At 63.9% G+C, this 13,457-nt stretch carries 12 protein-coding genes and 2 pseudogenes; all 14 read left to right on the forward strand.

The window, feature by feature from the left end; translation table 11 throughout:
* The first annotated feature begins 76 nt into the window (after positions 1-76).
* The 14 genes and pseudogenes from paaF to LU682_RS14130 all read left to right on the forward strand — a co-directional run bounded on the left by paaF (position 77) and on the right by LU682_RS14130 (position 13,436).
* A pseudogene (gene paaF / locus LU682_RS14065) lies at positions 77-848 on the forward strand (2,3-dehydroadipyl-CoA hydratase PaaF).
* A 34-nt stretch (positions 849-882) separates the two neighbouring features.
* Positions 883-1,674, forward strand: coding sequence for a 2-(1,2-epoxy-1,2-dihydrophenyl)acetyl-CoA isomerase PaaG (paaG, locus tag LU682_RS14070; RefSeq protein ID WP_010954162.1), 792 nt, complete (start codon positions 883-885; stop codon positions 1,672-1,674).
* Positions 1,675-1,676: 2 nt separating this feature from the next.
* The gene (gene paaH / locus LU682_RS14075; protein ID WP_010954161.1) at positions 1,677-3,194 is read left to right on the forward strand and encodes a 3-hydroxyacyl-CoA dehydrogenase PaaH; all 1,518 of its coding nucleotides are present in this window, start codon (positions 1,677-1,679) and stop codon (positions 3,192-3,194) included.
* Positions 3,187-3,627: a hydroxyphenylacetyl-CoA thioesterase PaaI gene (gene paaI, locus LU682_RS14080; protein ID WP_010954160.1), complete on the forward strand. Its 441-nt coding sequence runs from the start codon at positions 3,187-3,189 to the stop codon at positions 3,625-3,627. The genes paaH and paaI overlap by 8 nt, the downstream gene beginning before the upstream one ends.
* Complete coding sequence (pcaF, locus tag LU682_RS14085) at positions 3,620-4,840, forward strand: 3-oxoadipyl-CoA thiolase (protein ID WP_010954159.1); 1,221 nt, start codon at positions 3,620-3,622, stop codon at positions 4,838-4,840. The genes paaI and pcaF overlap by 8 nt, the downstream gene beginning before the upstream one ends.
* 121 nt (positions 4,841-4,961) lie before the next feature.
* Entirely contained in the window at positions 4,962-6,281 is a 1,320-nt protein-coding gene (gene paaK, locus LU682_RS14090; protein ID WP_060489248.1) for a phenylacetate--CoA ligase PaaK, read from the forward strand.
* Positions 6,282-6,479: 198 nt separating this feature from the next.
* Positions 6,480-7,469: a 1,2-phenylacetyl-CoA epoxidase subunit PaaA gene (gene paaA / locus LU682_RS14095; RefSeq protein WP_010954157.1), complete on the forward strand. Its 990-nt coding sequence runs from the start codon at positions 6,480-6,482 to the stop codon at positions 7,467-7,469.
* Between the two features lie 25 nt (positions 7,470-7,494).
* On the forward strand, positions 7,495-7,776 hold the full coding sequence (gene paaB / locus LU682_RS14100) for a 1,2-phenylacetyl-CoA epoxidase subunit PaaB (RefSeq protein WP_004374528.1): 282 nt from the start codon (positions 7,495-7,497) through the stop codon (positions 7,774-7,776).
* Positions 7,777-7,784: 8 nt separating this feature from the next.
* On the forward strand, positions 7,785-8,543 hold the full coding sequence (gene paaC / locus LU682_RS14105) for a 1,2-phenylacetyl-CoA epoxidase subunit PaaC (protein WP_010954156.1): 759 nt from the start codon (positions 7,785-7,787) through the stop codon (positions 8,541-8,543).
* Complete coding sequence (gene paaD, locus LU682_RS14110) at positions 8,530-9,063, forward strand: 1,2-phenylacetyl-CoA epoxidase subunit PaaD (RefSeq protein ID WP_010954155.1); 534 nt, start codon at positions 8,530-8,532, stop codon at positions 9,061-9,063. The genes paaC and paaD overlap by 14 nt, the downstream gene beginning before the upstream one ends.
* Before the next feature lie 15 nt (positions 9,064-9,078).
* Positions 9,079-10,155, forward strand: a complete 1,077-nt coding sequence (paaE, locus tag LU682_RS14115) for a 1,2-phenylacetyl-CoA epoxidase subunit PaaE (RefSeq protein WP_010954154.1) — start codon at positions 9,079-9,081, stop codon at positions 10,153-10,155.
* Between the two features lie 141 nt (positions 10,156-10,296).
* Positions 10,297-10,605, forward strand: a complete 309-nt coding sequence (locus LU682_RS14120) for a DUF485 domain-containing protein (RefSeq protein ID WP_004374508.1) — start codon at positions 10,297-10,299, stop codon at positions 10,603-10,605.
* Positions 10,596-12,164: pseudogene (locus tag LU682_RS14125) on the forward strand (cation acetate symporter); the annotation flags it as partial. The gene LU682_RS14120 and the pseudogene LU682_RS14125, both read left to right, overlap by 10 nt.
* Before the next feature lie 39 nt (positions 12,165-12,203).
* Positions 12,204-13,436, forward strand: a complete 1,233-nt coding sequence (locus LU682_RS14130) for an OprD family porin (protein WP_049587875.1) — start codon at positions 12,204-12,206, stop codon at positions 13,434-13,436.
* Positions 13,437-13,457 lie beyond the last annotated feature (21 nt).

Here is a 13,457-nt window from a genome sequence, read left to right on the forward strand (position 1 = left end):
GCATTACGTCCCTGCAAACAATTCCAAAAAATGCCGGCCAAGCGATGTGCCGTGCGTGCAGCCAGAGGAACCCGAGATGCCGCGATATATATGTGCAGGCGCCCGAACATGGCGTTCAGCTCATTACCCTGCAACGGCCCGAGGCCTTGAATGCCCTGTGCACCGAGCTACTGGCAGAACTGGCCGCTGCGCTGCAGGCTGCCGGGAACGACGAGCATGTCCGTGCCACAGTGATTACCGGCAGCGCCAAGGCATTCGCCGCAGGCGCCGACATCCGCGAGATGGCCGATCGCGACCTGGTCGGCATCCTCAATGACCCGCGCGTAGCGCATTGGCAAAGCATCGCCGCATTCGCCAAACCGCTGATTGCTGCAGTCAACGGCTATGCCCTGGGTGGCGGTTGCGAACTGGCAATGTGCGCCGACATCGTCATCGCCAGTACCGACGCCCGTTTCGGCCAGCCGGAAATCAACCTTGGCATCATCCCCGGTGCTGGCGGCACCCAGCGCCTGTTACGTGCCGTCGGTAAGCCGTTGGCCATGCAGATGGTGCTGACGGGGGAAGCCATCACTGCCCTCCGCGCCCAGCAGGCCGGCCTGGTCAGCGAAATCACCCAGCCCGAACTCACCGTAGAACGCGCCATGCAGGTTGCCCGCAGCATCGCCGCCAAAGCGCCGCTGGCTGTGCGCCTGGCCAAGGAGGCGTTACTGAAGGCCGGTGATACCGACCTGGCCAGCGGCCTGCGCTTCGAGCGCCATGCCTTCACCCTGCTGGCGGGCACCGCCGACCGCGATGAAGGCATCCGCGCCTTCCAGGAAAAGCGCCAGGCCCGCTTCCAAGGGCGCTGAACTTCATTCTCTCGACTGACGGAGCGAGTCTGTCATGACTTTCCAGCACATCCTGTTTTCCATCGAGGACGGCGTTGCCTTCCTTTCATTGAACCGCCCCGAGCAGCTGAACAGCTTCAATACGGCCATGCACCTGGAGGTGCGCGAAGCGCTCAGACAAGTGCGCCAGAGCAGTGACGCGCGGGTGCTGCTGCTGACGGCTGAAGGCCGCGGCTTCTGCGCCGGCCAGGACCTGTCCGACCGCAACGTTGCCCCAGGCGCCGAGATGCCAGACCTGGGCCAGTCGATCGACAAGTTCTACAACCCGCTGGTGCGCACCCTGCGCGACCTGCCTTTGCCGGTGATATGTGCGGTCAACGGCGTGGCGGCCGGTGCCGGTGCCAACATTCCCTTGGCCTGCGACCTGGTGCTGGCCGCCCGCTCGGCCAGTTTCATCCAGGCCTTCTGCAAGATCGGCCTGGTGCCGGACTCCGGCGGTACTTGGCTGCTGCCGCGCTTGGTCGGCATGGCCCGGGCCAAGGCGCTGGCCATGCTGGGCGAGCGCCTTGGCGCCGAACAGGCCGAGCAATGGGGGCTGATCTACCGCGTGGTGGATGATGCAGCGCTGCGTGATGAAGCCCTCACCCTCGCCCGCCACCTCGCCGCCCAGCCCACCTACGGCCTGACACTGATCAAGCGCAGCCTCAATGCCAGTTTCGACAATGGTTTTGAGGCGCAGCTGGAGCTGGAGCGCGACCTGCAGCGCCTGGCAGGGCGCAGCGAGGACTACCGCGAAGGCGTGAACGCCTTCATGAACAAACGCACGCCAGCCTTCAAGGGGCGCTGAAAATGGCCGCACTCGCAAGCAATGTGCAGGTGGCGGTGATCGGTGCCGGCGCCATGGGCGCCGGTATCGCCCAGGTCGCGGCCCAGGCCGGCCACCCCGTCAAGCTCTACGATAACCGCCCGGGTGCTGCCGCCCAGGCGGTGACGGGTATCGATCGCCAACTGGCCCGGCTGGTGGACAAAGGAAAGTTACTGGCCGCTGAACGCGAAACGATCAATGCCCGCCTGTGCCCGGTCGATACACTCGAAGCCTTGGCAGATGCCGGCCTGGTGATTGAAGCCATCGTCGAAAACCTGCAGGTGAAGCAGGCGCTGTTCAGTCAGCTCGAAACCCTGTGCGCGGCCGACTGTATCCTTGCCAGCAATACTTCGTCACTGTCCATCACCAGCCTCGCCGCTGGCCTTGAACGCCCGCAGCACGTGGTCGGTATGCACTTCTTCAACCCGGCACCGCTGATGGCGCTTGTCGAGGTGGTGTCGGGCCTGGCAACCGACCCTGCAGTCGCCGCATGCATCTACGCCACTGCCCAGGCCTGGGGCAAGCAGCCGGTCCATGCGCGCTCTACACCGGGCTTCATCGTCAACCGGGTAGCGCGGCCGTTCTATGCCGAAAGCCTGCGCCTGCTGCAGGAAGGTGCCGCCGATTGCGCCAGCCTGGATGCGCTGATGCGTGACTCGGGTGGCTTCCGCATGGGGGCGTTCGAGCTGACCGACCTGATTGGCCATGACGTCAATTACGCTGTCACCTGTTCCGTATTCGATGCTTTCTATGGCGATTTCCGCTTCCAGCCTTCGCTGGTGCAGAAGGAACTGGTAGACGCCGGTCACCTGGGGCGCAAGACCGGCCAAGGCTTCTATCGCTATGCCGAAGGCGTCGAGCGCCCGCAGCCGGCCGAACTGCACAGCTCCGCCTGCGCAGAGGCCTGCGTTGTCGAGGGCAACCTGGGGGTGATGCAGCCGCTGGTCGAGCGCCTTCGCCAAAGCGGCATTGCCGTGACCCAGCGCGCCGGTAGTGGCCTGATCCAGGTGGGCGACGCCACCCTGGCCCTGTCCGACGGCCGCCTGGCCAGCCAACGTGCCCGTGAGGACGGGCTGCGCAACCTGGTGCTGCTCGACCTTGCGCTGGACTACAGCAGCGCCACGCGCATTGCCATCAGCTGGTCAGCGGATACCAGCGACAGCGCCCGTGACCAGGCCGTAGCCCTGCTGCAGCGTGCCGGCCTGAAAGTGACCGGTGTCGCCGACCTGCCCGGCCTGGTGGTACTGCGCACCGTGGCAATGCTTGCCAACGAGGCCGCCGATGCGGTGCTTCAGGGCGTCGGCAGCGCCGCCGACATCGACCTGGCCATGCGCGCCGGCGTCAATTACCCCTGCGGCCCGCTGGCCTGGGCGGCGAACATCGGTATTGCCCATACCCTGCGCGTGCTCGACAACCTGCAGTGCAGCTATGGCGAGAGCCGCTACCGCCCTTCCCTGTTGTTACGCCGCTGTGAAGCCAAAGGAGGCACCCTACATGACTGAAGAGCAACTGGCACAAGCCTGTGCCGACGCCATGTACGCCCGCGACCCGGCCACCCAGGGCCTGGGTATCAGCCTGCTGGATGCCGGCCCGGGCCGGGCCAGCCTGCGCATGGCGGTACGTGCCGACATGATCCAGGGGCATGGCACCTGCCATGGCGGTTTCCTGTTCGCGTTGGCCGATTCGGCGTTCGCCTTCGCCTGCAATAGCTACGACCAGGCCACGGTGGCGCTGGGCTGCACCATCGACTACCTGGCCCCGGCGCTGCGCGATGACGTGCTCACCGCCCACGCCAGCGAAGTCAGCCGCAAAGGCCGCACCGGCCTGTACGACGTGCGCATCGACAACCAGCGCGGTGAGCTGGTGGCGATGTTCCATGGCAAATCCTACAAAGTGCGCGGCACCGTGCTGGCGCAGGAGACGCAAGATGAATGAACCGACCCACGCCGATGCCTTGATCATCGACGCCGTGCGCACGCCCATTGGCCGCTATGCCGGGGCCCTGAGCAGCGTGCGCGCCGACGACCTGGCGGCCATCCCGCTCAAAGCCTTGATCCAGCGTCACCCCGAACTGGACTGGAAAGCCATTGATGACGTTATCTTCGGCTGTGCCAACCAGGCTGGCGAAGACAACCGCAACGTGGCCCACATGGCGAGCCTGCTGGCCGGGCTGCCACTCGAAGTACCAGGGACCACGATCAACCGCCTGTGCGGTTCCGGTCTGGATGCCATCGGTAATGCGGCACGTGCCCTGCGCTGCGGTGAAGCGGGGCTCATGCTGGCCGGTGGTGTGGAGTCCATGTCGCGTGCACCGTTTGTGATGGGTAAGTCGGAGCAGGCATTCGGGCGTGCGGCCGAGCTGTTCGACACCACCATCGGCTGGCGTTTCGTCAACCCGCTGATGAAGGCCGCCTACGGCATCGATTCGATGCCGGAAACGGCTGAAAACGTGGCCGAACAGTTCGGCATCTCGCGCGCCGACCAGGATGCCTTTGCCCTGCGCAGCCAGCACAAAGCCGCAGCAGCTCAGGCCCGCGGCCGCCTGGCGCGGGAAATCGTGCCGGTCGAAATCCCGCAACGCAAAGGCCCAGCCAAAGTGGTCGAGCATGACGAGCACCCGCGCGGCGACACGACCCTGGAGCAGCTGGCTCGGCTCGGGACGCCGTTTCGTGAAGGCGGCAGCGTAACGGCGGGTAATGCCTCCGGCGTGAATGACGGCGCTTGCGCCCTGCTGCTGGCCAGCAGCGCCGCGGCCCGCCGCCATGGGTTGAAGGCCCGCGGCCGCATCGTCGGCATGGCGGTGGCCGGGGTTGAGCCCAGGCTGATGGGCATTGGTCCGGTGCCTGCGACCCGCAAGGTGCTGGCGCTCACCGGCCTGGCACTGGCTGACCTGGATGTCATCGAACTCAATGAGGCCTTTGCCGCCCAAGGGCTGGCCGTGTTGCGCGAGCTGGGCCTGGCCGACGACGACCCGCGAGTCAACCGCAACGGCGGCGCCATCGCCCTGGGCCATCCCCTGGGCATGAGCGGTGCCCGGTTGGTGACCACTGCCTTGCACGAGCTTGAAGAAACGGCCGGCCGCTACGCCCTGTGCACCATGTGCATCGGCGTAGGCCAAGGCATTGCCATGATCATCGAGCGCCTCTGAGCGGTTCAGACCCTGCGCTTGTTACCGAACTGAACGCAGCCGTATATGCTGCCTCCATGACACTCACCGCGTGGCCTGCAACCGCTGGCGCGCGGCGTACAAGAACAATTCGAGTGAAGCCATGAACATGTACCATGATGCCGATCGTGCCCTGCTGGACCCGATGGAAACCGCCAGCGTCGATGCCCTGCGCCAGCACCAGCTGGAGCGTCTGCGCTGGAGCCTGAAGCACGCCTACGACAATGTGCCGTTGTGCCGCCAGCGCTTTGCCGAGTACGGCATCCACCCTGATGACCTCAAGTGCCTGGAAGACCTGGCGAAGTTCCCCTTCACCGGCAAGAACGACCTGCGCGACAACTACCCCTACGGCATGTTTGCCGTGCCCCAGGAAGAAGTGGTGCGCCTGCATGCCTCCAGTGGCACCACCGGAAAGCCGACGGTGGTCGGCTACACCCAGAACGATATCGACACCTGGGCCAATGTGGTTGCCCGTTCGATTCGTGCGGCCGGCGGGCGCAAAGGTGACAAGGTGCATGTGTCCTACGGCTACGGGCTGTTCACCGGCGGGCTCGGCGCGCACTACGGTGCCGAACGCCTGGGCTGCACCGTGATCCCCATGTCCGGTGGCCAGACCGAAAAGCAGGTGCAGCTGATTCGCGACTTCCACCCCGACATCATCATGGTCACCCCGTCCTACATGCTCAACCTGGCTGATGAAATCGAGCGCCAGGGCATCGACCCGCACGACCTCAAGCTGCGCCTGGGCATTTTTGGTGCCGAGCCGTGGACCGATGAGCTGCGCCGCTCGATTGAGCAGCGTATGGGCATCAATGCCCTCGATATCTACGGCCTTTCGGAAATCATGGGGCCCGGGGTGGCAATGGAGTGCATAGAGACCAAGGACGGCCCGACCATCTGGGAAGACCACTTCTATCCCGAAATCATCGACCCTGCCACCGGCGAAGTGCTGCCGGATGGCCAACTGGGCGAGCTGGTATTCACCTCGCTGAGCAAGGAGGCATTGCCGATGGTGCGCTACCGCACCCGCGACCTCACCCGGCTGCTGCCGGGCACCGCTCGGCCGATGCGGCGGATCGGCAAGATCACCGGCCGCAGTGACGACATGCTGATCATTCGCGGGGTCAATGTGTTCCCGACTCAGATCGAGGAACAGGTGCTAAAAATAAAACAGCTTTCTGAGCTTTATGAGATTCATCTGTATCGCAATGGAAATCTGGACAGTGTCCAGGTGCACGTGGAGCTGCGTGCAGAGTGCCAGCACCTTGACGAGGGCCAGCGCAAGCTGGTTGTCGGGGAGTTGAGCAAGCAGATCAAGACTTACATCGGTATCAGCACCCAGGTGCACCTGCAGCCCTGCGGCACGCTCAAGCGCTCCGAGGGCAAGGCGTGCCACGTGTTCGACAGACGGTTGGCCAGCTGACCCATTCGGCTGCCATTTCGGCCCCGGCATTGTCCGGGGCTTTTTTTTGCCTGCGTTCTGCCGGGCATACGCTGCAGCCCGACAGCCCTCTTGGCTGTAAACGTGATACACAAATCTTACTTGATACACATAAATGTGTTTGACGTTATGTTTTGTATCGCTTACAAATGACTCATGCCTTAGCAGGAGTCGCAGCACATGTACGCACAGCTAGTGGAAACCGGAGTCAAGCGCATCAAGTCGCTGGAAGAGATGTCCCCCGAGGAACGCAACTTCCAGGAAAAGATCGACGCCGAAATCAAGATCGAAGCCAAGAACTGGATGCCCGAGGCCTACCGCCAGACCCTCATCCGGCAGATCTCCCAGCACGCCCACTCTGAAATCGTCGGCATGCTGCCCGAAGGCAACTGGGTCACCCGTGCCCCCAGCCTCAAGCGCAAACTGCAGCTGATGGCCAAGATTCAGGACGAAGCCGGCCACGGCCTTTACCTGTACAGCGCCATGGAAACCCTGGGGGCTGACCGCGACGAAGAAATCGCCAAACTGCACAGCGGCAAGGCCAAGTACTCGAGCATCTTCAACTACCCCACCCTCAGCTGGGCCGACATGGGCGCTGTGGGCTGGCTGGTGGACGGCGCCGCCATCGTCAACCAGGTGGTACTGCAGCGCACCTCTTACGGCCCCTACTCCCGCGCGATGATCCGTATCTGCAAGGAAGAGAGCTTCCACCAGCGCCAGGGCTACGAAATGCTCCTGACCATGATGCGCCAGGGCACCCAAGCCCAGCGCGACATGGTTCAGGACGCCATCAACCGCCTGTGGTGGCCGGCGCTGATGATGTTCGGCCCGAGCGATGAACACTCGCCCAACAGCGCCCAGTCGATGGCCTGGAAGATCAAACGCCAGACCAACGACGAACTGCGCCAGCGCTTCATCGACCAGACCGTGCCGCAGCTGGAACTGCTTGGCTGCACTGCGCCTGACCCTGAGCTGAAGTGGAACGCCGAGCGCGGCCACTACGACTTTGGCGAAATCCAGTGGGACGAGTTCTACGAAGTGATCAAGGGCAATGGCCCATGCAACCTGGAGCGTGTCGCCACCCGGCGCAAGGCCATCGAGGACGGCGCCTGGGTACGCGAGGCCGCAGTGGCCTATGCGCGCAAGCAACAGAACAAGAACGCCGCCTGAGCGGCGATAGATGCGGAGATCGAAAATGTCTGTCTGGACCCTCTACGAAGTGTTCGTGCGCAGCAAGCACGGCCTTAACCACAAACATGTCGGCAGCGTGCACGCCGCCGATGCCGCCATGGCCATCGAGAACGCCCGCGAGCTCTACACCCGCCGTAGCGAAGGTGTGAGTCTGTGGGTGGTGCCTTCGGCGCTGATCACCGCCTCCTCTCCCGACGAGAAAGACCCGCTGTTCGCCCCCTCGGACGACAAGGTCTATCGCCATGCCAGCTTCTACGAGCTGCCCGACGAAGTCGGACACATGTGAGGTGGGCCATGCATAAAGAAGCCCTTATCCCCTACCTGCTGTTGCTCGGCGACAGCGCCCTGGTCCAGGGCCAGCGCCTCTGCGAATGGTGTGGCCGTGCCCCGGCCATCGAGGAAGAGCTGGCCCTGATGAACGTCGGCCTCGATCTGGTCGGCCAGGCCCGCAACTGGCTGGAGTATGCCGCCGAGCTGCTCGACGATGGCCGAGATGCCGATGCCCTGGCGTTCCGCCGTGACGAGCGCGCCTACCGCAACCTGCTGCTGGTCGAGCAACCCAACGGTGATTTTGCCGTGACCATGACCAAGCAGTTCCTCTACGACGCGTGGCACTTCGCCGTGCTGCAGGGGTTGGTCGAGTCCAGCGATGCGCGAATCGCGGGGATTGCCGCCAAGGCCCTGAAGGAAGTCACCTACCACCTGCGCCGGTCCAGCGAATGGGTACAACGTCTGGGCGGTGGTACCGATGCCAGCCGCCAGCGCATGCTCGCCGCCGTCCCGGCACTGTGGCGCTTCACCGTCGAACTCGCTGCTGGCAGCGACAACGAAGTCCGTCTGGCGGAATGCGGTATCGCCGCCGACCCAGCGACCGTCGGCGCCACCTGGCTGAAGCAGGTCGCCGCGACGTTTGCTTCGGTCGAACTGCCGCTGCCCAAGGCCGCCAGCCACTTCTACCTGGATGGCCGCAAAGGCCTGCACACCGAGCATCTGGGCCTGCTGCTGGCCGAAATGCAGTTCCTGCCAAGGGCCTACCCCGATGCAACCTGGTGAACTGATTGCCGGCGACCGCGGCGCACGGGCACAGCAAGGCGACGACGTGGCCCGTGCCTGGGCGGTATTGGGCCAGGTCATGGACCCTGAAGTGCCGGTGGTCAGCGTGGTCGACCTGGGGATCGTGCGCGATGTCGATTGGCGCGCCGGCCACCTGCACCTGGTGGTCACCCCGACCTACTCTGGCTGCCCGGCCACCGAAGTCATCGAAGGGGATATCCGCCAGGCGCTGGAACAGGCCGGCTTCAGCGCGCCAGAGCTGGAGCGCCGGCTGACCCCGGCCTGGAGCACCGACTGGATCACCGAACTGGGCCGCGAGCGCCTGCGCGCTTATGGCATTGCGCCGCCGCAAGGCAGCGCCAGCAAGCGCAGCCTGCTCGGCGAAGCCCCCCAGGTGTGCTGCCCGCAATGCGGCAGCGCCCATACCGAATTGCTCAGCCAGTTCGGCTCCACGGCCTGCAAGGCGCTGTACCGCTGCCGCGAGTGCCTGGAGCCATTCGACTATTTCAAATGCATTTGAGCCGTGGAGACCACCATGAGCCAGTTTCACAGCCTGACCATCAAGCAAGTGCGCAATGAGACCCGTGATGCGGTATCGATTGCCTTCGATGTGCCCGAGCACCTGCAGGGCCAGTTCCGCTTCACTCAGGGCCAGTACCTGGTCATGCGTACCCAGCTGGACAACGAAGAAGTCCGCCGCTCCTACTCCATCTGCAGCGCCGTGCAGGACGGCGAGCTGCGCGTGGCCGTCAAGCGCGTGCCGGGCGGGCGCTTCTCAGCGTTTGCCAATGAAGTGCTCAAGGCCGGTCAGCAGCTGGAAGTGATGCCGCCATCGGGTAGCTTCTTCGTGCCTTTGGACCCGGCTCGCCAGGGCAACTATCTGGGGGTAGCTGCCGGCAGCGGCATCACCCCGATACTGTCGATCATCGCCACTACGCTGGCCAGCGAGCCGCACAGCCGTTTCACCTTGCTGTACGGCAACCGCTCCAGTTCGGGGGCGCTGTTCCGCGACAAGCTCGAAGACCTGAAAAACCGTTACCTCGACCGCTTGAACCTGATTTTCGTGTTCAGCCGCGAACAGCAGGATGTCGACCTGTACAACGGCCGCATCGACGCCGACAAATGCGGCCAGCTGTTTTCGCGCTGGCTGGACGTTGCCGGCCTGGACGCGGCGTTCATCTGCGGCCCGCAGGCGATGACCGAGACCGTGCGTGACAGCCTGCAGGCCAACGGCATGGCCAAGGAACGCATTCACTTCGAGCTGTTCGCCGCCGCCGGCAGCGAGGCCCGCCGCGAAGCCCGTGAGGCGGCACGCCAGGTGGATTCGGCGCTTAGCCATATCACCGTGATCAGCGACGGCCGGGCGCTGAGCTTCGACCTGCCGCGCAACACCCAGAACGTGCTGGACGCCGGCAATGCCATCGGCGCCGAGCTGCCCTACTCGTGCAAGGCCGGCGTGTGCTCCACCTGCAAGTGCCGAGTGATCGAGGGCGAAGTGGAGATGGACAGCAACCATGCCCTCGAAGACTACGAAGTGGCGGCCGGGTATGTGCTGTCGTGCCAGACCTACCCGGTGAGTGACAAGGTGGTGCTGGACTTTGACCAGCTGTAGACCGAGTCGGCTGCTTCGCGGGTAAACCCGCTCCTACAGGGCCTTGGGGCAGCATCCTTACCTGCGAAGAGGGCCTAAGCAACAACGCAATACCCCGCGTGACCTCAACACAACAATTACAAAACCAAGAGATCGCTTGCCATGACACCCGAACGCATAGAAAGCATCGCCAACCACCCCGATTTCCAGCACCTGGTGCGGCGCAAGCGCCGCCTCAACGGCAGCCTGACCCTGGCCATGCTGGTGGTCTACTACGGCTTCGTCCTGCTGGTTGCGTTTTCGCCCAGCACCCTCGGCCAGTCCCTCAGCGGCGGCGTAACCACGGTCGGCATGCTGGTGGGCGTGTTGATGGTGCTGCTGTCCTTTGCCCTGACCGGCATCTATGTGCACCGCGCCAACAACGTGCTCGACCCGCTCAACGACAAGGTCAAGCAGGAGTGCGCACAATGAACTGGACCGCCATTTCGATGTTCATGGTGTTTGTCTGCTTCACCCTGCTGGTCACCCGCTGGGCTGCCCTGCGCACCCGCTCGGCCAGTGACTTCTACACCGCCGGCGGCGGCTTGACCGGTATGCAGAACGGCCTGGCAATCGCTGGCGACATGATCAGTGCCGCTTCGTTCCTGGGCATTTCCGCGATGATGTTCATGAACGGCTACGACGGCCTGTTGTATGCCCTCGGTGTCCTGGCGGGCTGGCCGATCATCCTGTTCCTGATTGCCGAGCGCCTGCGTAACCTGGGTAAGTACACCTTTGCCGACGTGGTCAGCTACCGGTTGGCGCAAACCCCAGTGCGCTTGACCTCGGCTTTCGGCACCCTGGTGGTGGCGCTGATGTACCTGGTGGCGCAAATGGTCGGCGCTGGCAAGCTGATCGAGCTGCTGTTCGGCATCAGCTACCTGTACGCCGTGATGCTGGTCGGGGTGCTGATGGTTTCCTATGTCACCTTCGGTGGCATGCTCGCCACCACCTGGGTGCAGATCATCAAGGCGGTAATGCTGCTATCAGGCACCAGTTTCATGGCCTTCATGGTGCTCAAGCACTTCGGCTTCAGCACCGAGGCCATGTTTGCCAGTGCGGTGGCCGTGCATGCCAAGGGCCAGGCGATCATGGCCCCAGGCGGCTTGTTGTCCAACCCGGTGGACGCCATTTCCCTCGGTTTGGGCATGATGTTCGGCACCGCTGGCCTGCCGCATATCCTGATGCGCTTTTTCACTGTCAGTGATGCCAAGGAAGCACGCAAGAGCGTGTTCTACGCCACCGGTTTCATTGGTTACTTCTACCTGCTGCTGATCGTTGTCGGTTTTGGCGCCATCGTCATGGTCGGCACTGAGCCGTCCTACCGCGACGCCACTGGCGCCATCATCGGTGGCGGCAACATGGTCGCCGTGCACCTGGCCCAGGCCGTGGGTGGCAACCTGTTCCTCGGCTTCATCTCAGCCGTGGCCTTCGCCACCATTCTGGCTGTGGTCGCTGGCCTGGCGCTGTCCGGCGCATCGGCGGTGTCCCACGACCTGTATGCCTGCGTGATGCGCAAAGGCAAGGCGACCGAGCAAGAGGAAATGCGCGTGTCACGCATTGCCACGTTGCTCATCGGCCTGCTGGCGGTGATCCTGGGCCTGATGTTCGAGTCGCAGAACATTGCCTTCCTTTCCGGCCTGGTGCTGGCGGTGGCCGCTTCGGTCAACTTCCCGGTGCTGCTCCTTTCCATGTTCTGGAAAGGCCTGACCACCCGTGGCGCGGTGTGCGGCAGCATGGCCGGGCTGGTCTCGGCGGTGCTGTTGGTAGTGTTGGGCCCGGCGGTGTGGGTCAACGTGCTGCACAACGAAACGGCGCTGTTCCCCTACAGCAACCCTGCGCTGTTCTCCATGAGCCTGGCCTTCCTCAGTGCCTGGGTGTTCTCGGTTACCGATACCTCCGAACGTGCCGTTGAAGAACGTGGTCGCTACCTGGGCCAGTTCATCCGCTCCATGACCGGTATCGGCGCGGCTGGCGCCAGCAAACACTGACTTCAAGGACGAACAGACATGTCGGGTAAAACAACAACAATGAACCGCACACACTTCCTGTCAGCCGCCTGGCTGGCCACCGTTGCCCTGCCGATGCCCGCGCTGGCCGACTTCATCGGCGACAGCCATGCACGCCTGGAGCTGCGCAACCACTACATCAACCGTGATTTCCGCCAGAGCAACGCCCCGCAGGCCAAGGCCGAGGAATGGGGCCAAGGCTTTACCGCCAAGCTCGAATCGGGCTTTACCGAGGGCCCGGTCGGCTTTGGCGTGGATGCCCTGGGCCAGTTGGGCATCAAGCTCGACTCCAGCCGCGACCGTCGCAACACCGGCCTGCTGCCTTTTGGCCCGAACAGTCACGAACCGGTCGACGACTACAGCGAGCTGGGCCTGACCGGCAAGGTACGTGTGTCCAAGAGCACCTTGCGGCTGGGCACCTTGCAGCCGATCCTGCCGGTGGTGGTGTACAACGACACCCGCCTGCTGGCGTCCAGCTTCCAGGGTGGCCTGCTCACCAGTCAGGACCTCGATGGCCTCACCTTCAATGCCGGACGCCTGACCAAGGCCAACCTGCGTGACTCCTCTGGCCGCGACGACATCGGCTATGGCGCTGCCAGCAGTGACCACCTGGACTTTGGTGGTGGCAGCTACGCCATCACCCCGCAAACCACGGTCAGCTATTACTACGCCAAGCTCCAGGACATCTACCGTCAGCAGTTCGTCGGTCTGATCGACACCCGCCCGCTGGCAGAAGGTGTGAGCCTGCGCAGTGACCTGCGCTACTTCGACAGCCGCAACGACGGTGCCGAGCGTGCCGGCAACATCGACAACCGTAACTTCAACGCCATGTTCACCCTGGGCGTGCGGGCGCACAAGTTCACCGCCACCTGGCAGCAGATGTCCGGTGACAGCGCCTTCCCGTTCGTCAACGGCGGCGACCCGTTCACCGTCAACCTGGTCACCTACAACACCTTCACCCGCGCCGGGCTGGACTCTTGGCAAGTGCGCTACGACTACGACTTCGTTGCCATGGGCATCCCCGGCCTGAGTTTCATGACCCGCTATACCGACGGTCGCCACGCGGAAACTGCCACCGTGACCAATGGCCGTGAGCGCGAGCGCGACACCGACATCACGTATGTCATCCAGAGTGGCCCGTTCAAGGACGTCAGCCTGCGCTGGCGCAATGTCACCTTCCGCTCCGGCAACGGCCTGACCAACGCCGTGGACGAAAACCGCCTGATCATCGGCTACACCCTGGCGCTGTGGTAACAGCGCCCCCCACTTTTTGAA

The sequence above is a fragment of the Pseudomonas alloputida genome (genome assembly GCF_021283545.2).
Classification (GTDB): domain Bacteria; phylum Pseudomonadota; class Gammaproteobacteria; order Pseudomonadales; family Pseudomonadaceae; genus Aquipseudomonas; species Aquipseudomonas alloputida.

Bases quoted from the DNA above. Each gene is read 5' to 3' on its own strand.
- paaG (WP_010954162.1), top strand. From the start codon at position 883: ATGACTTTCCAGCACATCCTGTTTTCCATCGAGGACGGCGTTGCCTTC.
- paaH (WP_010954161.1), top strand. From the start codon at position 1,677: ATGGCCGCACTCGCAAGCAATGTGCAGGTGGCGGTGATCGGTGCCGGC.
- paaI (WP_010954160.1), top strand. From the start codon at position 3,187: ATGACTGAAGAGCAACTGGCACAAGCCTGTGCCGACGCCATGTACGCC.
- pcaF (WP_010954159.1), top strand. From the start codon at position 3,620: ATGAATGAACCGACCCACGCCGATGCCTTGATCATCGACGCCGTGCGC.
- paaK (WP_060489248.1), top strand. From the start codon at position 4,962: ATGAACATGTACCATGATGCCGATCGTGCCCTGCTGGACCCGATGGAA.
- paaA (WP_010954157.1), top strand. From the start codon at position 6,480: ATGTACGCACAGCTAGTGGAAACCGGAGTCAAGCGCATCAAGTCGCTG.
- paaB (WP_004374528.1), top strand. From the start codon at position 7,495: ATGTCTGTCTGGACCCTCTACGAAGTGTTCGTGCGCAGCAAGCACGGC.
- paaC (WP_010954156.1), top strand. From the start codon at position 7,785: ATGCATAAAGAAGCCCTTATCCCCTACCTGCTGTTGCTCGGCGACAGC.
- paaD (WP_010954155.1), top strand. From the start codon at position 8,530: ATGCAACCTGGTGAACTGATTGCCGGCGACCGCGGCGCACGGGCACAG.
- paaE (WP_010954154.1), top strand. From the start codon at position 9,079: ATGAGCCAGTTTCACAGCCTGACCATCAAGCAAGTGCGCAATGAGACC.
- LU682_RS14120 (WP_004374508.1), top strand. From the start codon at position 10,297: ATGACACCCGAACGCATAGAAAGCATCGCCAACCACCCCGATTTCCAG.
- LU682_RS14130 (WP_049587875.1), top strand. From the start codon at position 12,204: ATGAACCGCACACACTTCCTGTCAGCCGCCTGGCTGGCCACCGTTGCC.